11 protein-coding genes, 4 pseudogenes and 1 riboswitch are annotated in these 19069 nt (G+C 71.7%); of the genes and pseudogenes, 5 read left to right on the forward strand and 10 right to left on the reverse strand.

Annotated features, from left to right (window positions below):
• Nucleotides 1–53: 53 nt before the first annotated feature.
• Nucleotides 54–2999: a bifunctional acetate--CoA ligase family protein/GNAT family N-acetyltransferase gene (locus tag ACZ60Q_RS28055; RefSeq protein WP_469640092.1), complete on the reverse strand. Its 2946-nt coding sequence runs from the start codon at nt 2997–2999 to the stop codon at nt 54–56.
• Nucleotides 3000–3172: 173 nt separating this feature from the next.
• Here ACZ60Q_RS28055 and ACZ60Q_RS28060 point away from each other — a divergent pair, with 173 nt between their 5' ends.
• Nucleotides 3173–3454: an HPr family phosphocarrier protein gene (locus ACZ60Q_RS28060; protein ID WP_469640094.1), complete on the forward strand. Its 282-nt coding sequence runs from the start codon at nt 3173–3175 to the stop codon at nt 3452–3454.
• A gap of 179 nt (nt 3455–3633) precedes the next feature.
• On the opposite strand, the gene ACZ60Q_RS28065 is transcribed toward ACZ60Q_RS28060, so the two are convergent.
• The 4 genes from ACZ60Q_RS28065 to ACZ60Q_RS28080 all read right to left on the reverse strand — a co-directional run bounded on the left by ACZ60Q_RS28065 (nt 3634) and on the right by ACZ60Q_RS28080 (nt 8514).
• Nucleotides 3634–4341, reverse strand: coding sequence for a GntR family transcriptional regulator (locus tag ACZ60Q_RS28065; RefSeq protein WP_469640096.1), 708 nt, complete (start codon nt 4339–4341; stop codon nt 3634–3636).
• Nucleotides 4342–4520: 179 nt separating this feature from the next.
• Nucleotides 4521–5336: a M23 family metallopeptidase gene (locus ACZ60Q_RS28070; protein ID WP_469640097.1), complete on the reverse strand. Its 816-nt coding sequence runs from the start codon at nt 5334–5336 to the stop codon at nt 4521–4523.
• Nucleotides 5337–5349: 13 nt separating this feature from the next.
• Nucleotides 5350–5517: riboswitch (cyclic di-AMP (ydaO/yuaA leader) on the reverse strand.
• 223 nt (nt 5518–5740) lie between these two features.
• Nucleotides 5741–7111: a M16 family metallopeptidase gene (locus tag ACZ60Q_RS28075; RefSeq protein WP_469640256.1), complete on the reverse strand. Its 1371-nt coding sequence runs from the start codon at nt 7109–7111 to the stop codon at nt 5741–5743.
• Nucleotides 7112–7137: 26 nt separating this feature from the next.
• Nucleotides 7138–8514 (reverse strand): M16 family metallopeptidase, encoded by a 1377-nt coding sequence (locus tag ACZ60Q_RS28080; protein WP_469640258.1) that lies wholly within the window; start codon nt 8512–8514, stop codon nt 7138–7140.
• Nucleotides 8515–8775: 261 nt separating this feature from the next.
• Here ACZ60Q_RS28080 and ACZ60Q_RS28085 point away from each other — a divergent pair, with 261 nt between their 5' ends.
• Nucleotides 8776–11232, forward strand: coding sequence for a DNA gyrase/topoisomerase IV subunit A (locus tag ACZ60Q_RS28085; RefSeq protein ID WP_469640099.1), 2457 nt, complete (start codon nt 8776–8778; stop codon nt 11230–11232).
• A 40-nt stretch (nt 11233–11272) separates the two neighbouring features.
• Here ACZ60Q_RS28085 and ACZ60Q_RS28090 read toward each other — a convergent pair whose 3' ends face one another.
• Together ACZ60Q_RS28090 and ACZ60Q_RS28095 are read right to left on the reverse strand one after the other, a co-directional pair.
• The gene (locus ACZ60Q_RS28090; protein WP_469640101.1) at nt 11273–12451 is read right to left on the reverse strand and encodes a CobW family GTP-binding protein; all 1179 of its coding nucleotides are present in this window, start codon (nt 12449–12451) and stop codon (nt 11273–11275) included.
• Nucleotides 12452–12475: 24 nt separating this feature from the next.
• Nucleotides 12476–13294: pseudogene (locus tag ACZ60Q_RS28095) on the reverse strand (citrate/2-methylcitrate synthase); the annotation flags it as partial.
• 1 nt (nt 13295) lies between these two features.
• Between ACZ60Q_RS28095 and ACZ60Q_RS28100 the strand changes: the two are divergent.
• The 3 genes and pseudogenes from ACZ60Q_RS28100 to ACZ60Q_RS28110 all read left to right on the forward strand — a co-directional run.
• Nucleotides 13296–13457, forward strand: a pseudogene (locus ACZ60Q_RS28100) (citrate/2-methylcitrate synthase); the annotation flags it as partial.
• 251 nt (nt 13458–13708) lie between these two features.
• Nucleotides 13709–15412, forward strand: coding sequence for an ATP-binding protein (locus ACZ60Q_RS28105; RefSeq protein ID WP_469640103.1), 1704 nt, complete (start codon nt 13709–13711; stop codon nt 15410–15412).
• The gene (locus ACZ60Q_RS28110) at nt 15409–16083 is read left to right on the forward strand and encodes a response regulator (RefSeq protein ID WP_469640105.1); all 675 of its coding nucleotides are present in this window, start codon (nt 15409–15411) and stop codon (nt 16081–16083) included. Before ACZ60Q_RS28105 ends, ACZ60Q_RS28110 begins: the two co-directional genes overlap by 4 nt.
• 56 nt (nt 16084–16139) lie before the next feature.
• Here ACZ60Q_RS28110 and ACZ60Q_RS28115 read toward each other — a convergent pair.
• The 3 genes and pseudogenes from ACZ60Q_RS28115 to ACZ60Q_RS28125 all read right to left on the reverse strand — a co-directional run.
• Nucleotides 16140–16330, reverse strand: a pseudogene (locus ACZ60Q_RS28115) (cation acetate symporter); the annotation flags it as partial.
• 92 nt (nt 16331–16422) lie between these two features.
• Nucleotides 16423–16506 (reverse strand): annotated as a pseudogene (locus ACZ60Q_RS28120) (DUF485 domain-containing protein); the annotation flags it as partial.
• A gap of 113 nt (nt 16507–16619) precedes the next feature.
• Nucleotides 16620–18746 carry a DNA gyrase/topoisomerase IV subunit B gene (locus ACZ60Q_RS28125; protein ID WP_469640106.1) on the reverse strand — a complete coding sequence of 709 codons (2127 nt, stop codon included), beginning with the start codon at nt 18744–18746 and terminating at the stop codon, nt 16620–16622.
• Nucleotides 18747–19069: the final 323 nt, after the last annotated feature.

Consider the following 19069-nt stretch of genomic DNA (forward strand, 5'->3'; position numbering starts at 1 on the left):
CATCCTACGGCGGACCGGTGGCTGCCGGGGACGCCCCGGTGGGCACCGGTGGTTCAGTAGTTCGGAAGGCGGCGGGGGCCGAGGTCGCTCCGGGCGGGCGGCGGGGCGAGCCGGACGCTCGCGCCGAGCACGGTCAGTCCGTGCGGGGCGACGACGACCGGTTCGAGGGCGACGGAGACCACCTCGGGGTGGTCGTCGACCAGCCGGGACAGCCGCAGCAGCAGCTCTTCGAGCGCGGCCGTGTCGACCGGGGCCGAACCCCGCCAGCCGAACAGCACCGGGGCCGCCCTGATGGACCGGATGAGTTCGGCGGCGTCGCGGTCGGTGGCGGGGACCAGCCGGTGCGCGGTATCGCCGAGCAGTTCGGAGGGCGCGCCCGCGAGGCCGAAGGAGAGGACGGCCCCGGCTGCCGCGTCGATGGAGGCCCGCACGACGGTGTCCACGCCGCGCGGGGCCATCGCCTGGACGACGGGGAGCAGTTCGGCGGGCTTGCCGAGGAGATCGGTCAGCTCTCCGTACGCCCGGCGCAGCGCCTCCTCGTCGGCGATGTCGAGGCGCACCCCGCCGAGATCGGCGCGGTGACGCAGATGGGGCGCGGTGGTCTTGAGGGCGACCGGGTAGCCGAGCCGGGCCGCCGCCGCGACGGCCGCCTCGGGGTCCGGGGCGGGCAGGGTGGGACGGACGGCGATGCCGTAGCGGCCGAGCAGTTCGCGGGCCTCGTCGTGGGTGAGCGGGCGGCCACGCGGGTCGGGGGCGGTGGCGAGCTGTGCCTCGATCAGAGCGGCGGCCCCGGACTCGTCGATGGTGTCGTCGAGGAACTCGGGGATCTTGCCCGGCACGGCCGCTTGGCGGCGCCATTGGGCATACTTCACGGCCTCGGCGAGGGCCCGCACGGCGCGTTCGGCGGCGGGGTAGGCGGGGATACGGCCGGGGCCGGGGCCCGTGGCGGTTTCCGGGGTCGGGCTCGCCTCCGGAGCGGCGGGCGTGCCGGGGCCCGGGGCGGGGGCGGCGCTCACGTCGGGGGCGGCGGGAGTGGCTGGAGCGGTGCTCGGGGCCGGGGCGGTCGAGGAGGTGGTGTCCGCCGGGGTCCGGGCGGCGGGCGTCACCGTGCGGGGGCGTGGCGCGGCGGTGCTGGACGCGGCGGCCAGCGCCTCGGCGAGGCCGCCGATCTCGACGTGGACGACGGCCACCGGCTTGGCCGAGCCCCCGGCCACGGCCTTGTGCAGGGCGGTGGCCAGCACTTGGCCGTCACCGGTCTCGGCCTCGCCGTTCTCCCCCACCCATGGGATGGCGGTGACGACCACGGCGTCGCAGGTCCCGTCCGCCAGCGCCTCGGCCAACGCGTCCCGGAAGTCCTGCGGGGAGGCGGCGGTGGTGAGGTCGATCGGCGGGCGCGGGCGCAGTCCCTCGGCCAGACAGGCGTCGTACGTCAGGAGGCCCAGCGACTCGGAATTGCCGAGGATCGCGACCCGGGGGCCGGCCGGGAGCGGCTGGCCCGCCAGCAGGAGTCCGGCGTCGACCATCTCGGTCACGGTGTCGACCCGGATGACGCCGGCCTGGCGCATCAGCGCGGAGACCGTGGCGTCGGGGATACGGCTGACCGGGACGGCGTGGCCGGGTGGGGTGGAGCCACTGTGCCGGGCGCCCTTCACCACGACGACGGGCTTCACGGCGGCGGTGCGGCGGGCGAGGCGGGTGAACTTGCGGGGGTTGCCCAGCGATTCGAGGTAGAGCAGGGCGACATCGGTGTCCGGGTCCTCGAAGGAGTACTGGAGGAAGTCGTTGCCGGAGACGTCGGCCCGGTTGCCCGCCGAGATGAACGAGGACAGGCCCGCCCCGCGCCGGTGGAGGCCGGAGAGCAGGGCGATGCCGATCGCGCCCGACTGGGTGAACAGGCCGATCCGGCCGCGGGCGGGCGACTCGGGGGCAAGCGAGGCGTTCAGCCGGACGGACTCGGCGGTGTTGATGATGCCGAAGGCGTTGGGGCCGATGATCCGCATGCCGTACGAGCGGGCCTGGCGGACCAGCTCGCGCTGGAGTCCGCGGCCCTCGGCGCCCCGCTCGGCGTATCCGGCGGAGAGGACGACCAGCCCCTGGACGCCGTGCTCCCCGCAGTCGGCGACGGCCTCGGGGACCCGGTGGGCGGGGACGGCGATGACCGCGAGGTCGACCCGCTCGTCGATCTCGCCGAGCGAACGGTGGGCGGGGACGCCGTCGAGGGTGGCCGGGCCCTCGTCGAAGGCATGGTTCACCGCGTACGTGCGGCCGGTGTAGCCGGAGGCGAGGAGGTTGCGCAGGACGGTGCGGCCCACTCCTCCGGGGGTGCGTCCGGTGCCGATGACCGCGACGGAGCCGGGGGCGAGCAGGCGCTGCACCGAGCGGGCCTCGGCGCGCTGTTCGCGGCCGCGCTGGACGGCGAGGGACTTCGCGGTGGGTTCGAGGTCGAGGGTGAGGTGGACGGAGCCGTCCTCGAAGCTGCGGCGCTGGGTGTAGCCGCCGTCCCGGAACACCTTGATCATCTTGTTGTTGGCGGGGAGCACCTCGGCGGCGAAGCGCCGGATGCCGCGCTCCCGGGCGACGGCGGCGATGTGTTCGAGCAGCGCCGAGGCGACGCCGCGCCCCTGGTGGGCGTCCTGGACGAGGAAGGCCACCTCGGCCTCGTCGGCGGGGGCGGAGGCGGGGCGGCCCTCGTCGTTGATGCGGTCGTAGCGGACCGTTCCGATGAACTCGCCGCCGATCGTGACGGCCAGTCCCACCCGGTCGACGTAGTCGTGATGGGTGAAGCGGTGCACGTCCCGGTCGGATAGGCGCGGATACGGGGCGAAGAACCGGTAGTACTTCGACTCGTCGGACACCTGCTCGTAGAAGCTGACCAGTCGCTCGGCGTCGTCCGTGGTGATCGGCCTGATGCGCGCGGTGCCACCGTCGCGGAGCACCACGTCCGCTTCCCAGTGGTCGGGGTACGCGTGATGCGGACTCGGCTCGGGCGTGGGCTCCATGGGCAAAGCCTACGGCGGGGACCCCGGTCGCGGAGAGATCGGCGCCCGGGCGGTCGGAGGCGGCCCGGACCGGAGCCGCCGGAGTACGGGATCCGGACAGGAGGCCGGGCACAGCACCACGCACTGCATGAGAGACTGGTCTAGACAACCATTGATATGTGAAGGGCTGAACCATGGCTGAGCGCCGCGTAAACGTCGGTTGGGCCGAGGGCCTGCACGCCCGCCCCGCTTCCATCTTCGTCCGTGCCGCCACGGCTTCCGGCGTCCCCGTGACGATCGCCAAGGCCGACGGCAACCCGGTGAACGCCGCCTCCATGCTCGCCGTGCTCGGCCTGGGCGCGCAGGGCGGCGAGGAGATCGTGCTCGCGTCGGACGGGGACGACGCCGAGGCCGCTCTGGACCGGCTCGCGAAGCTGGTCGCCGAGGGCCTGGAAGAACTTCCCGAGACCGTCTGACCCACGCGACCCGGCCCGGCCGGATTCGACAGGCGCGAGAGCCGTGAACCCTTTGAGGGAGCGCGGCTCTTTCGCTTTCCGGAAAGAGCCGCGCAGCGACAATTCGGGCAGCACAGATAGCGCCCGGCGATTACTTCTCCGTGTTCCGAAATCACTTCTCTGCGTATACGGCTGTTCTGTTAATAGCGGACGCCCGCGATGTTCACGTCACGTTGCGAAGTGCTCACACGGGGAGCCGGCGCGGTGCGCCGCCCCGGCGGATCCGGGCGGCGCAGCCGGTGGGCCCCGGTGGCGCGTTCCGCGTGCAGGGCGGTCAGCAGCCTCGCCCGATCCGCGTCGCCGCGCGCCACGGCGTCCACGATCGCGCCGCGCTCGGCCCAGGAGTCGTCCGGGCGGGCCGGCTGTTCGACCGCGTACATCCAGGCGATCTTGTGGCGGAGCTGGGTGAGCAGCGCGATGAGTCCGGGGCTGCCGGAGGCCTGGGCGAGGGTCTCGTGGAACCAGCCGGCCAGCGAGCGCAGATCCTCGCCCTCGCCCCGGCGGGCCCGCTCCTGGCCCAGCCCGACCAGACCCCGGAGCACCTTCAGGTGGGCTTGGGTGCGGCGCTGGGCGGCGCGGGCCGCGCCCAGCGGCTCCAGGAGCATCCGCATCTCCAGGAGGTCGGCCGCCTCCTGCGCGGTGGGCTCGGCGACCCAGGCGCCCGCGTGTCTGCGGGTGACCACGAAGCCCTCGGACTCCAGCGTGCGCAGGGACTTGCGGACCGGGACGCGGGAGACTCCGTAGCGGCGGGCCAGCAACTCCTCGGTGAGGCGGCTGCCGCGCTCGTGGGCACCGGAGACGATGTCGCCACGGATCGCCGTGCATACCGAATGCGCGGGAATGCGCATACCCCGAACCTCCGCCTTGATCCCCGCGAAAACGCGGCCGCCCGACGCCTGTTCCGTGACTCTATTGCAATCTGTCGGAATTTCCGATGGCGGACCGGAATCCATGGATCTCTTCGGGCCGGAATCGCCGAAGGCCCCGGCGGGTACCGGGGCCTTCGGGCGGAGTCGCGTGGGGCGGGTCAGACGTCCAGTCCGTGGGAGCGCAGGTAGCCGACGGGGTCCATGTCGGAGCCGTACTCGGGGGTGGTGCGGGCCTCGAAGTGCAGGTGCGGGCCGGTGGAGTTGCCGGTGGAGCCGGAGAGGCCGAGCTGCTGGCCGGAAGAGACGCCCTGGCCGACGGAGACGCCGATCGAGGAGAGGTGGCCGTACTGGGTGTACGTGCCGTCCGCCATCCGGAGCACGATGTTGTTGCCGTACGCGCCGCCCCAGCCGGCCTCGACGACCGTGCCGGCGCCGACCGCGACGACGGAGCTGCCGGAGGAGGCCATGAAGTCGACGCCGGAGTGGCTGCCGGAGGACCAGAGCGAACCGCCGCTCCGGTAGCCGGTGGTGACGTGGGAGCCGGCGACCGGGAGGTGGGAGGCGTCTCGTCGGGCGCGCTCGGCGGCGCGGGCGGCTCGGGCCTTCTCCTCGCGGACCTCCTTGGCGCGGGCCTCGACCTCGCGCTGGGCCTCCGCTTTCGCCTTGGCCTCGGCCGCCTTCGCACGGGCTTCCGCGGCGGCCTCTGCCTTCGCCTTCGCGATCGCGTCGGCCTGCCGCTGCTGGACGTCGGCCTGCGCGTCGATCTCGTCGGCGAGGGTGGCGTCGAGGGCGACGGCCTGGGTGAGGCCGGTGTCAGCGGTCCCGGCGCCCTCGGTGTCCGCGGCGAGGGCCGGGGAGGCCGGCGAGCAGAGGACTCCGGTGGTGGCCAGAGCCGCGATGCCGACGGCCTGGGCGCTCCGGCGCGTGAGGCGGCTCGGGGCACGGTGCTTCCCGGTGGCACGGGTGAACGCCATGGAGGGGCTGATCCTTTCCTTCCTTCTCGCCTACCGGGTTAGCTGACGGGTTCGGAGCAGGAAGGTCTCCTACGGATCCCCGTGCCGGCTTCGCGGTACGGGTCTCCGATTCACCCCAGGGACTGCGTGGGTCCCCGGCTCCCCGGGCTCGCGCCTGACGGGGACTCGGCGATGACTGCCCGGCGCCGCGGCTGCGGCATACGGGTGGCGGACAGCCGAGCCGACGCTAGGCGGGGGGACTTCCCATCACCAAACGGACAAGGGGATTTGTCGCACATCCCACAGGACGGACAGCCAACCTCTCCACCAAAAGGGATGTAATGAATTAATCGGGCAAAAAGGAGAACCCCGACGAACTTTCATCCGTCGGGGTCCTGTTCGCGGCAGCGTGTGCCGCGGATGCGTCAGCCGGTGACGACGGACACCTCTCCGATACCGAGCGCCTTCACGGGCTCCTCGATCCGCGCCGCGTCCCCCACGAGGACCGTGACGAGGCGGTCCACCGGGAAGGCGTTGACCACGGCTGCGGTTGCCTCCACGGTGCCGGTCTCGGCGAGCCGGGCGTAGAGGTGGGCCTGGTAGTCGTCGGGGAGGTGCTGCTCGACCTGGTCGGCCAGGGTGCTGGCGACGGAGGCGGCGGTCTCGAACTTCAGCGGGGCGACGCCCACCAGGTTCTGCACGGCCGTCTCGCGTTCGGCGTCGGTCAGCCCCTCGGCGGCCAGCGTCCGCAGGACCTTCCAGAGGTCGTCCAGCGCCGGGCCGGTGGACTCCGTGTCCACCGAGCCGCTGATCGCGAGCATGGCCGCGCCGCCCGAGTCGGGGCCGCTGGAGCGCAGCACCTGGGCGAAGGCGCGCACCCCGTAGGTGTAGCCCTTCTCCTCGCGCAGCACCCGGTCCAGCCGGGAGGTGAGGGTGCCTCCCAGGCAGTACGTGCCGAGCACCTGGGCGGGCCACACGCGCTCGTGCCGGTCGGCGCCGATACGGCCGATCAGCAGCTGGGTCTGGACCGCGCCGGGGCGGTCCACGATGACCACGCGACCCGCGTCGTTCGCGGTGATGGGCGGCACCGGGCGGGTCCGGCCGGCATTGCCCGACCAGTCGCCGAGGGTCTCCGCCAGCAGCGCGTCCAGATCGATGCCGGTCAGGTCGCCGACGATCACGGCCGTCGCGGTGGACGGACGGACGTGGGCGTCGAAGAAGGCGCGCACGGCCCTCTCGTCGATCCGCCGGACCGTCTCCTCGGTGCCCAGGCGCGGGCGGGACATCCGGGCGGTGGCCGGGAACAGCTCCTTGGAGAGCTGCTTGGCGGCGCGCCGGGACGGGTTGGCCTGCTCGTGCGGGATCTCGTCGAGGCGGTTGCCGACAAGGCGCTCGATCTCGCTCCCGTCGAAGGCGGGGGCCCGCAGCGCCTCGGCGACCAGCCCGAGGGCCTTGGCCAGCCGGGAGGCCGGGACCTCCAGGGAGACCCGGACGCCGGGGTGGTCGGCGTGCGCGTCGAGCGTGGCGCCGCAGCGCTCCAGCTCGGCGGCGAACTCCTCGGCGCTGTGCTTGTCGGTGCCCTCGGAGAGCGCTCGCGACATGATCGTGGCCACGCCGTCCAGACCCTCGGGCTCGGCCTCCAACGGCGCGTCCAGGAAGATCTCCACCGCGACGACCTGCTGGCCGGGGCGGTGGCAGCGCAGCACGGTCAGCCCGTTGGGCAGGGCGCCGCGCTCGGGCGCCGGGAAGGCCCAGGGGCGGGCCGTGCCGGGCGTGGGTTGCGGGTGGTACTCCATGGCTACTCCAGTCACGACGGCGTCGCTCACTTGTCCGCCCCCTCGTGCGCGTCGGTGCTCTCGGGGCCGGCCGCGCCCTCATCGGACTCATCGACCTCGTCGGCCGGCTCGATGGGCTCGTACACCAGCACCGCCCGGTTGTCGGGGCGCAGGGCCGCCTCGGCAGCCGCGCGCACCTCCTCCGCGGTGACGTCCAGGACGCGGCCCACGGCGCTCAGGGCGAGCTGCGGGTCACCGAACAGGACCGCGTACCGGCACAGTTCGTCGGCGCGACCGGCGACCGTGCCGAGCCGGTCCAGCCACTCCCGCTCCAACTGCGCCTGGGCCCGCTCCATCTCCTCGGGAGTGGGCCCCTCGGCGGCGAACCGGGCGAGCTCCTCGTCGACCGCGGCCTCGATCGTCTCCACCTCGACACCGCCGGACGTCTTCACATCCAGCCAGCCCAGCGAGGGCGCGCCGGCGAGCCGCAGCAGCCCGAAACCGGCCGCCACCGCCGTACGGTCGCGGCGGACCAGGCGGTTGTGCAGCCGGGAGGACTCGCCGCCGCCCAGCACGGTGAGCGCCAGGTCGGCGGCGTCACTGGCGCGGGTGCCGTCGTGGGGAAGGCGGTAGGCGGCCATCAGGGCGCGCGCCGGGACCTCCTCGTGGACCACTTCGCGCAGCTGCTCGCCGATGGTCTCGGGGAGTGTCCCGTCACGCGGCGGCTGCTTGCCGTCGTGGGAGGGGATGGAGCCGAAGTACTTCTCGATCCAGGCGAGGGTCTGCTCGGGGTCGATGTCGCCGACCACCGAGATCACCGCGTTGTTGGGCGCGTAGTACGTACGGAAGAACGTGCGGGCGTCCTCCAGCGTGGCCGCGTCCAGGTCGGCCATGGAGCCGATCGGGGTGTGGTGGTACGGGTGGCCCTCGGGGTAGGAGAGGGCGGTCAGCTTCTCGAACGCGGTGCCGTAGGGCACGTTGTCGTAACGCTGGCGGCGTTCGTTCTTGACGACGTCGCGCTGGTTCTCCATGGACTCCTCGTCGAGCGCGGCGAGGAGGGAACCCATCCGGTCGGCTTCCAGCCAGAGCGCCAGCTCCACCTGGTGGGTGGGCATGGTCTCGAAGTAATTGGTCCGCTCGAAGCTGGTCGTCCCGTTGAGCGAGCCGCCGGCCCCCTGGACGAGCTCGAAGTGACCGTTCCCCTTGACCTGGCCCGAGCCCTGGAACATCAGGTGCTCGAAGAGGTGAGCCAGACCGGTGCGTCCCTTGACCTCGTGGCGCGAGCCGACGTCGTACCAGAGGCAGACCGCGGCGACCGGGGTCAGATGGTCCTCGGAGAGCACCACACGCAGGCCGTTGGCCAAGCGGTGCTCGGTCGCTGTCAAGCCGCCGGAGCCGGCCTGTGCGGTGGCCGTGTGACCCATGGGCATGTACGTCCCTTCGATCGCGATACTGGACTTCCTGCCAGACCTGCCACTCTAAGCAAGCGCACCGGCACCTGGCGAAGTTCCCGTTCCGTGGATGTTTCCGTCGATGGTGTCGCGGACGCCCCCTCGGCCCGCTTCGGACGGGTCGAGGTCGGCGTTGTCAGTCCGGCGGTCCACAATGGACCGCGTCAGTAGCTCGTGTTGTACCGAACAAGCTCAGGTTGTCCGAACAGAATCTGTGAAGGAGTCGCAGCCGCGATGGCCCGCCGTAGCACGAAGACCCCGCCGCCGCCGGACGACTTCGAGGAGAAGATCCTCGACATCGACGTCGTCGACGAAATGCAGGGCTCCTTCCTCGAGTACGCGTACTCGGTGATCTACTCCAGGGCCCTGCCCGACGCCCGCGACGGCATGAAGCCGGTGCACCGCCGCATCGTGTCCCAGATGAACGAGATGGGGCTGCGCCCCGACCGCGGCTATGTGAAGTGCGCCCGCGTCGTCGGCGAGGTGATGGGCAAGCTGCACCCGCACGGCGACGCATCGATCTACGACGCCCTGGTGCGCATGGCGCAGCCGTTCTCGATGCGCCTTCCCCTGGTCGACGGCCACGGCAACTTCGGCTCACTCGGCAACGACGACCCGCCGGCCGCCATGCGGTACACCGAGTGCCGGATGGCCGACGCCACGTCATTGATGACCGAGGCGATCGACGAGGACACCGTCGATTTCCAGTCGAACTACGACGGCCAGGAGCGCGAGCCGGTCGTCCTCCCCGCCGCCTACCCCAATCTCCTGGTCAACGGGGTGTCCGGGATCGCCGTGGGCATGGCCACCAACATGCCTCCGCACAACCTGGGCGAGGTCATCGCCGCCGCCCGGCACCTGATCAAGCACCCGGGCGCCGACATCGAGACGCTGATGCGCTTCGTCCCGGGACCCGACCTGCCCACCGGCGGCCGCATCGTCGGGCTGGGCGGCATCAAGGACGCGTACACGGCGGGCCGCGGCACGTTCAAGATCCGCGCCACCGTGGCCGTTGAGGACGTGACGGCCCGCCGCAAGGGCCTCGTCGTCACCGAACTGCCCTTCACCGTCGGCCCGGAGAAGGTGATCGCCAAGATCAAGGACCTGGTCTCGGCGAAGAGGCTCCAGGGCATCGCCGACGTCAAGGACCTCACCGACCGGACGCACGGACTGCGTCTGGTCATCGAGGTGAAGAACGGCTTCGTGCCGGAGGCGGTGCTGGAGCAGCTCTACAAGCTGACGCCGATGGAGGAGTCCTTCGGCATCAACAACGTGGCGCTGGTCGACGGCCAGCCGCTCACCCTCGGCCTCAAGGAGCTGCTGGAGGTCTATCTGGACCACCGCTTCGAGGTGGTCCGCCGGCGCAGCGAGTTCCGCCGCACCAAGCGCCGCGACCGGCTGCACCTGGTCGAGGGCCTGATCGTCGCCCTGCTCGACATCGACGAGGTCATCCGGATCATCCGGGACAGCGACAACTCCGCGCAGGCGAAGGAGCGCCTGATGGCGCACTTCTCGCTGAGCGAGATCCAGACGCAGTACATCCTGGACACCCCGCTGCGCCGGCTCACCCGTTTCGACCGGGTCGAGCTGGAGAGCGAGCGGGACAGGCTCACCGGCGAGATCGACGCGCTGACCGCGATCCTGGAGTCGGACGCGGAGCTGCGCAAGCTGGTCTCCTCGGAGCTGGCCGCCGTGGCCAAGAAGTTCGGCACGGACCGGCGCACGGTGCTGCTGGAGTCGGCCGGCGCGCAGATCGCGTCCGTGCCGCTGGAGGTGGCGGACGACCCGTGCCGGGTGCTGCTCTCCTCGACGGGCCTGCTGGCCCGCACGGCGAACGCGGAGCCGGTCGAGATCTCCGAGGACGCCCGGCGGACCAAGCACGACGTGATCGTGTCGACGGTGGCGGCAACGGCGCGCGGCGACGTCGGGGCGGTGACCTCCACGGGCCGGATGCTGCGGCTCTCGGTGATCGACCTGCCGCGGCTGCCGGACACGCACGCGGAGCCGAATCTCTCGGGCGGGGCGCAGATCTCCGAGTTCCTCAGTTTGGAGGCGGACGAGGAGCTGATCTGCCTGACCACCCTGGAGGAGTCCTCGCCGGGCCTCGCGATCGGCACCCTTCAGGGTGTGGTGAAACGCGTCGTGCCGGATTACCCGGCCAACAAGGACGAGTTGGAGGTCATCTCCCTCAAGGACGGTGACCGCATCGTGGGCGCGACCGAGCTGCGCACGGGCGAGGAGGACCTGGTGTTCATCACCTCCGACGCCCAGTTGCTCCGCTACCCGGCGGCCCAGGTGCGCCCGCAGGGCCGGCCCGCCGGAGGGATGGCGGGCGTGAAGCTGGCGGCCGGAACCGAGGTGCTGTCGTTCACTGCGGTGGACCCGGCGGCCGAGGCGATCGTGTTCACGGTGGCCGGCTCGCACGGCACGCTGGACGACTCGGTGATGACGTCCAAGCTCACCCCGTTCGACCAGTATCCGCGCAAGGGCCGGGCGACCGGCGGAGTGCGCTGCCAGCGGTTCCTGAAGGGCGAGGACGTCCTGGTGTTCGCGTGGGCGGGCCCCACTCCGGCACGGGCCGGGCAGAAGAACGGCACCCCGGCAAAGCTGCCGGAGCCGGACCCGAGGCGGGACGGCTCGGGCACACCGCTGCTGGAGCCGGTGGCCGTGATCGCGGGACCGCCGCTGTAGGCGGGGCGCCTGCTCGTACGGCGGGGAGCGGCCCGGGGCGTTACGCCTCCGCGGCCGCTTCCCGTGGGTCGGCCGTCTCCGGTGCGTCGAAGGCTTCCGGTTCGGGAGCCTGTTCCTGTACGTAGCGGAGCACGCCCCACATGGCGCGCCCGACGTCAGCGGCGTCCGCAGGCTCGGGCTCGTCCCCACGCTCGGGCCTGTGCCCAAGCTCGGGCTCGTCCGCGCGGCAGGCGGCGAGTCCTGCCAGCAGCGCTTCGGCGTCGATGCCCGCGCCGATCATGACGAGCTGGGTGAGCCGCTGTTCGCCGCGCGCCCACGGGCGGGGGACGAAGCGCAGGAAGCGGCCCACCGAGTGCAGCGCGTACGTGTTGTCCCGGTCCCCCGCGCCGAAGTCCGCGAACCCCTTGATCCGGTAGAGCCCGTCGGGCCGGGAGTCGAGGAACTCCATGAAACGGCGTGGGTCCATGGGGATGTCCGAGGTGAAGTCGACGCTCTCGTACGAGGCGTGGAGGTGATCGCCGTGCCCCTCGTGCCCGTCGGGCCCCTCGGGTGCCTCCTCCCGCAACAGGTCCTCGAAGGTGAGCTGGCGGACCTTGTCCTCGTGGTCCGGCCGCAGGGCCGGGTCGAAGAGGAGCTCGGGGTCGATCCGGCCGTGCACGGCGGAGATCACGGCGGCGGGGCCGCTCAGCTCCGCGACCGTCGCTCGCAGCCGCTCCTGTTCCCCCTCCCCCACCCGGTCGGTCTTGTTCAGGACGACGAGGTCGGCGACGGCGAGATGGCGGTCGATCTCGGGGTGCCGCTGGCGCGTGTGGCCGAATTCCGCCGCGTCGACCACCTCGACGAGGCCCCCGTACAGGATGTGCGGGTTGTCGCTGGCCAGCAGCATGCGGACGAGCTCCTGGGGTTCGGCCAGCCCGCTCGCCTCGATGACGATCACGTCCAGCCGGGCGGACGGCCGGGTCAGCGTCTCCAGGAAGACGTCGAGTTCGCTCGCGTCGACGGCGCAGCACAGGCAGCCGTTGCCCAGCGAGACCGTCGAGCCGACCTGCCCCGAAACGGTCATGGCGTCGATCTCGATGGCCCCGAAGTCGTTGACGATCACGCCGATCCGGGTGCCCTCGCGGTTGCGGAGCAGATGGTTCAGGAGCGTGGTCTTGCCGGAGCCGAGGAAGCCCGCCAGGACGACGACCGGGATCTGCGGGGTGCGGGGCGGGGTCAACGGGGGCCTTCCTGGGGACGTTGTTCAGAGTGCCGGAACCGGCTGCGGCGGGGATGCGCCGGCGTAGCGGGCCGGTCAGGCGGATGATCTTCGAGTCCTCCGCCTGCTCCAGGATATTGGCGCTCCAGCCGATCACCCGAGCCGCACAGCAGGTGGGGGTGAACATCGTGCGCGGCAGCCCGCGCAGCTCCATGACCGCCCCGGCGTAGAACTCCACATTGGTGTGCAGTTCCCGGCCCGGCCCGGCTTGAGCTCGGCGAGGATGGCCTCGACCTGGCGTTCCACCTCCACGGCGAGGTCGACGAGCGGTCCGCCGAAACCCTGCGCGAGGGACTTGAGCATCCGGGAGCGCGGGTCCTCGGTGCGGTGTACGGGGTGGCCGAAGCCCATGATGCGGCGGCCCGAGAGGGCCTGTTCGCGGATCCACCCATCGATGCGGTCCGGGGTGCCGATGGCGTCCAGGGTGTCCAGGGCCCGGCTGGAGGCTCCACCGTGCAGCGGTCCGGAGAGCGCGCCGACGGCCGCTACCAGGCAGGCGGCCAGGTCGGCTCCGGTGGAGGCGACGACCCGGGCGGTGAAGGTGGAGGCGTTGAAGCCGTGGTCGACGGTCGAGATGAGGTACTGCTCGACGGCCCTGGCGTGCTCCGGCTCCGACCCGGTCAGCATGTACAGGTAGTTCACGGCGTGCGGCAGGTCCGCGCGGGGCTCGACCGGCTCGAGCCCCTGACCCAGCCGGTGGAGGGCGGTGAGGATCGTGGGAACGGCCGCGCAGGCGGCGAGCGCGTCCTCCCGCCGCCGCGCGGTCCCGATGTCGTACACGGGGCGGAATCCGGCCGAGGCCCCGTCCGTCTCCCGGGGGATGCCGGCGGACGCGGGCGAGACCGTGTTCGCGGTGTCCCGCACCGCGGGCTGGATCGCCCACGCACTGGAGGAGTAGGGGGAGCGCCCGCTCCGCATCCGCCCCATCGGGCAGTACACGGGACCCCGACCGCCGCAGCCACTGCCCGGCCTCCGGACCACCCCCTGGCTCCGGACCAGTGACCCGGGTAGCGCGAATGGGCCACTTGAGCAAGTCGTCGCATCATGTGCGCAGGATTTGTGCAAGAAATGCAAGCTCATCGCGTTGATGGCGAACTCCTCGGGAACGCTCACAGTCGCAGCGCCGCGCATCAAGGGATGCGTACGGCGGAGGCCCCGACGGAGCCCGAAACGCGGCCGAATTTCCGCCTCGGCCGCCCGACCCTTACCGTTCGTACGATGAACGCCCCACCGACCCCCGGCAGGGGACCGCGCCGGTTCGGCTGGCCCCAGCGGGTCTTCTCCCAGGTCCTGCTGATGCAGCTGACCATCATCACCGGCGTGACCATCCTGGTCACCGGCCTGTTCCTGGCCCCCCTCAGCGATCAGCTGGACGACCAGGCGATGCGCCGCGCCCTCGCCATCGCCCAGAGCACCGCCGCCCAGCCGGGGATCGTGAAGGACCTGAGCAGCACGGACCCGTCGGTCCGGGGTCCCGTCCAGACGGCCGCCGAGCGGGTCAGGAGGGCGACCGGAGCGGAGTACGTCGTCGTCATGAACCAGCGCGGGGTGCGCTGGTCGCACCCCGACACCCATCGGATCGGCGCGATCGTCTCCACCGACCCCGGCGAGGCGCTGCGCGGCCGCGAGGTGATGGAGATCGACAGCGGCACCCTCGGCCGCTCGGCGCGGGGCAAGGTGCCGTTGTTCGGCCCGTCCGGCCAGGTGGTCGGCGCGGTGTCGGTGGGCATCGCCTACGACAGCGTCCGCGCCCGGCTCCTCGGAGCGATCCCGGGGCTGCTCGCGTACGCGGGCGGGGCTCTGGCCGTCGGGGCGCTCGCCGCGTACCTGATCTCCCGCCGACTGCAGCGGCAGACCCATGACCTGGCGTTCTCCGATATCTCCGCGCTGCTGGCGGAGCGCGAGGCCATGCTGCACGGCATCCGCGAAGGAGTCGTCGCCCTGGACGGGGCCGGCCGCGTCCGGCTGCTGAACGACGAGGCGCAACGGCTGCTGGGCGTGGGCCCGGAGGCGGCGGGCCGGACGCTGGAGGAGGTGCTGGGCGACGGCAGGACCGCGGACGTGCTGGCCGGGCGGGTGGTCGGCGACGACCTGCTGGCGGTACGGGGCAGTCGGGTGCTGCTGGCCAACCGGATGCCCACGGACGACGGCGGGGCCGTGGTGACCCTGCGCGACCGGACCGAGCTGGAGAACCTGGGCCGCGAGCTCGACTCCACCACGGGTCTGATCGACGCCCTGCGCGCCCAGGACCACGAGCACGCCAACCGGCTGCACACGCTGCTCGGGCTGCTGGAGCTGGAGATGCACGAGGACGCGATGGAGTTCGTCACAGAGGTGGTGGGCGTACACCGGGCGACGGCCGAACAGGTCACCGAGAAGGTCCAGGACCCGCTGCTGGCCGCCCTTCTGGTGGGCAAGGCGACGGTCGCCGCCGAGCGCGGCGTATCGCTGCGGCTGGCCCCCGGCACCCTGCTGCCGGACCGGGTGGTCGATCCCCGGGGCCTGGTCACCGTCATGGGCAACCTCGTCGACAACGCCACGGACGCCGCGGCCGGATCGGAGGGGGCGCGGATCGAGGTCGGGCTGTGCACGGAGGGACGTACGGTGATCCTGGAGGTGCGCGACAGCGGGCCCGGCGTTCCCCCGGAGCAACACGCGTCGATCTTCACGGAGGGCTGGTCCACCAAGGAGGTCCCGGCGCACGGCAAGCGCGGCCTCGGCCTCGCCCTCGTACGGAGGCTCGCGGAGCGTCAGGGAGGCAGCGTGAGAGTGTCCGGAGCGGACGGAGGCGGGGCGGTGTTCACGGTCGTGCTGCCGGAGGCGCTGGCCGAGCCCGGGCCGCGGGCACCGGCCGAGCCCGTCGCTTCCCCCGACGGTCCGCCGCCCCCCACCTATCCGGCCTCGACGGGAGGGCAGCCGTGATCCAGGTCCTGATCGTGGACGACGACATCCGGGTGGCGCAGATCAACGCGGCGTACGTCGCCAAGGTCCCCGGCTTCCGGGTGGTCGCCCAGGCCCACTCGGCGGCCGCAGCGCTGGAGGCGGTCGAGAAGGCCCCGGTGGACCTGATCCTGCTGGACCACTACCTGCCCGACAGCAACGGCCTCGCCGTCGTACGGGAACTGCGCCGCCTCGGCCGTCAGGTCGACGTGATCATGGTGACGGCCGCCCGGGACGTCGCGACCGTGCAGGACGCGATGCGGCACGGCGCGCTCCAGTACCTGGTGAAGCCGTTCACGTACGCGGGCCTGCGCTCGAAGCTGGAGGCGTACGCGGCGCTGCGGCAGGCGCTCGACGGGGGCGGGGAGGCCGAGCAGGCACAGGTGGACCGGCTCTTCGGCGCGCTGTGGGCGGCGGACGAGCCTGCCCTGCCCAAGGGCCACTCCCCCACCACAGCCGAGCTCGTCCGAGGGGCCCTGCGCGGAGCCGACGGCCCGCTCTCCGCCCAGGAGATCGCGGACAGCGCGGGGATGAGCCGCCAGACGGCCCAGCGCTATCTGAAGCTGCTGGAGCGCACCGGCAAGGTCAGGCTGACGCTGCGCTACGGGGAGACGGGCCGCCCGGAACACCGGTACGCCTGGGCGGCCGCCTGAGCCGTCCAGGGGCCCGTACCGCGTCCTGCCGGACATAGCCTCCCCCGGAGCCCGCTCTACGCCGCCCCGGCCCCCGTCAGCGCCCGGACCTCAGCCTCGGCGTGCTTGGCCTCGTCGGGCGGCTCGGGCGAGGTGACCGTACCGACCCAGCCGGCCAGGAAGCCGAGCGGGATGGAGACCAGGCCCGGGTTCTCAGGGGAAAGTGCTGGAGGTCGACGCCGGGGAACAGGGACGTGGGGCTGCCCGCGCCGACCATCTGGGCGACCGGACAGAGCACGGGGACGGTGACGGACGAGGTGCCGACGGCGGTACGCACCGGGCGCTCCTCCATCCGCGCCGTGACCGGTCCCTGCGCAGCCGCACATGCCGCACATACGCCCAGGTGAGCAGGAACGTGGTGAGGAACTGGCCGAGATTCTCCACCCCTTCAGGTGACAGAAGTCCCGGACGGCTGCGCGAAACCCGGCGGGACGTACGCGGCCCCCGCTCCGGTGGTACCGGTGGTACCGGAGCGGGGGCCGGGCGGACGTACGGACTCAGGCGTCGATGCGCGAGCGGTCCAGAGTGGCGGCGGAGCTGGTGATGAACTCCTTGCGGGGCGCGACCTCGTTGCCCATCAGCAGGTCGAAGACCTGCTCGGAGGAGTCCAGGTCGCCGATGTTGATGCGCCGCAACGTGCGGTGGCGCGGGTCCATCGTCGTCTCCGCGAGCTGGTCGGCGTCCATCTCGCCCAGGCCCTTGTAGCGCTGGATCGATTCCTTGATCCGGACGTTCTTGCGCTGGAGCTCCAGGAGAGTCTGGCGCAGCTCACTGTCGGAGTAGGTATAGACGTACCTGTCCTGGCCCTTCTTGGGCTGGACGAGCTCGATCCGGTGCAGCGGCGGAACCGCGGCGAAGACCCGCCCCGCCTCGACCATCGGGCGCATGTAGCGCTGGAAGAGGGTCAGCAGCAGGCAGCGGATGTGGGCGCCGTCGACGTCGGCGTCCACCAGCAGGACGATCTTCCCGTAGCGCGCGGCGTCGATGTCGAAGGTCCGCCCGGACCCGGCTCCTATGACCTGGATGATCGCGCCGCACTCGGCGTTCTTCAGCATGTCCGAGACAGACGATTTCTGTACGTTGAGGATCTTGCCGCGGATCGGCAGCAGCGCCTGGAACTCGCTGTTCCGGGCCAGCTTGGCCGTCCCGAGCGCCGAGTCGCCCTCGACGATGAACAGCTCGCTGCGCTCGACGTCGTCGCTGCGGCAGTCGGCGAGCTTGGCGGGCAGCGAGGAGGACTCCAGCGCGGTCTTGCGACGCTGGGCGTCCTTGTGCTGGCGGGCGGCGATCCGGGTGCGGGCGGCGGCCACGGCCTTCTCCAGCACCGACCTGGCCTGGGCCTTGGCGTCCCGCTTCGTCGAGGTCAGGAAGGCCTTGAGCTCCTTGGCGACCACGCCTGCCACGATCCGGTTGGCCGCGGAGGTGCCGAGCACCTCCTTGGTCTGCCCCTCGAACTGCGGCTCGGCGAGCCGTACGGTGACGACGGCGGTGAGCCCTTCGAGGGCGTCGTCCTTGACGACGTCGTCCTCGGCGACCCGCAGCATCTTCGCGGAGCGCAGCGCCTCGTTCACCGTCTTGGTCAGGGAGCGCTCGAACCCGCTGATGTGGGTACCGCCCTTGGGGGTGGCGATGATGTTGACGAACGACCGTACGGTCGTGTCGTAGCCGGTGCCCCAGCGCAGGGCGATGTCGACCGCCAGCTCGCGGGTGACCTCGGTGGCGGTCATGTGGCCGCGGTCGTCGAGGACGGGCACGGTCTCCTTGAAGGTGCCGGTGCCGCTGAGGCGCTGAACGTCGCAGACGGCCTTGTCCTGGGCCAGGTACTCGCAGAACTCGCTGATGCCGCCGTCGAAGCGGAACGTCTCTTCCGTCTTGCCCTCGCCGTCCAGCCCCCGCTCGTCGCGGACGATGATCGTGAGACCGGGAACGAGGAAGGCCGTCTGGCGGGCACGCTGGTAGAGCGTCTCCAGATTGAGCTTGGCGTCCTTGAGGAAGATCTGGCGGTCCGCCCAGTACCGCACTCGGGTACCGGTACGGGTCTTGGGAACACGCTTGCCCTTGCGCAGGCCGTTGGCCGGGTCGAACGGGCTGTCCGGCCCCTGCTCGGTGAACATGCCGGGGACACCGCGCCGGAAGCTGATGGAGTGGGTCGCGCTGTTGCGGTCGACCTCGACGTCCAGGCGGGCGGAGAGGGCGTTGACCACGGAGGCGCCGACGCCGTGCAGGCCGCCCGACGCCGCGTAGGAGCCGCCGCCGAACTTGCCTCCGGCGTGCAGCTTGGTCATCACGACCTCGATGCCGGAAAGGCGCGTCTTGGGCTCGACGTCGACCGGGATACCGCGGCCGTTGTCCCGGACCTCGACGGAGGCGTCGTCGTGGAGGATGACCTCGATCTGGTCGCAGTGACCGCCGAGGGCTTCGTCGACGGAGTTGTCGATGATCTCCCAGAGACAGTGCATCAGGCCACGGCTGTCGGTGGACCCGATGTACATGCCGGGGCGTTTGCGGACCGCCTCGAGCCCTTCGAGGACGAGAAGGTGCCGCGCGGTGTAGTTGGAGCTGTCCCGGTCGCCGCCTGCTCCGGTCAGCATCGCGGTGGACGGCACGGACGTTTCGGCGGTCACGCGGTTCGCTCCTCGCTGAATTTCATCTGGGCCCCCGTGGGTACAGGGCTGGCCTTCGGTTGCCGCTGAGAGCCTACAGAGGCCTGGTAGAGCGGTTGTAACGCCACCCTCGGGGAATCCTCATGCTAGTCGAGCTTCATCCAGGCTCGCATGGGTGTTCGATCATTCGTTGGAGTGACGTGCACATCACGTTCCCTTCGGCGCATGAACCATTTAGGCTCCGGGCACGTCCTCAAGAACAAACCGGCAAGCCGGCCGGCGGGACCCACCCCCTATGACAAGCAATGCGAAACCGTAGCGCTCCGCATACGGCACATTCGCCG

The organism is Streptomyces sp. NPDC104313 (genome assembly GCF_055583985.1).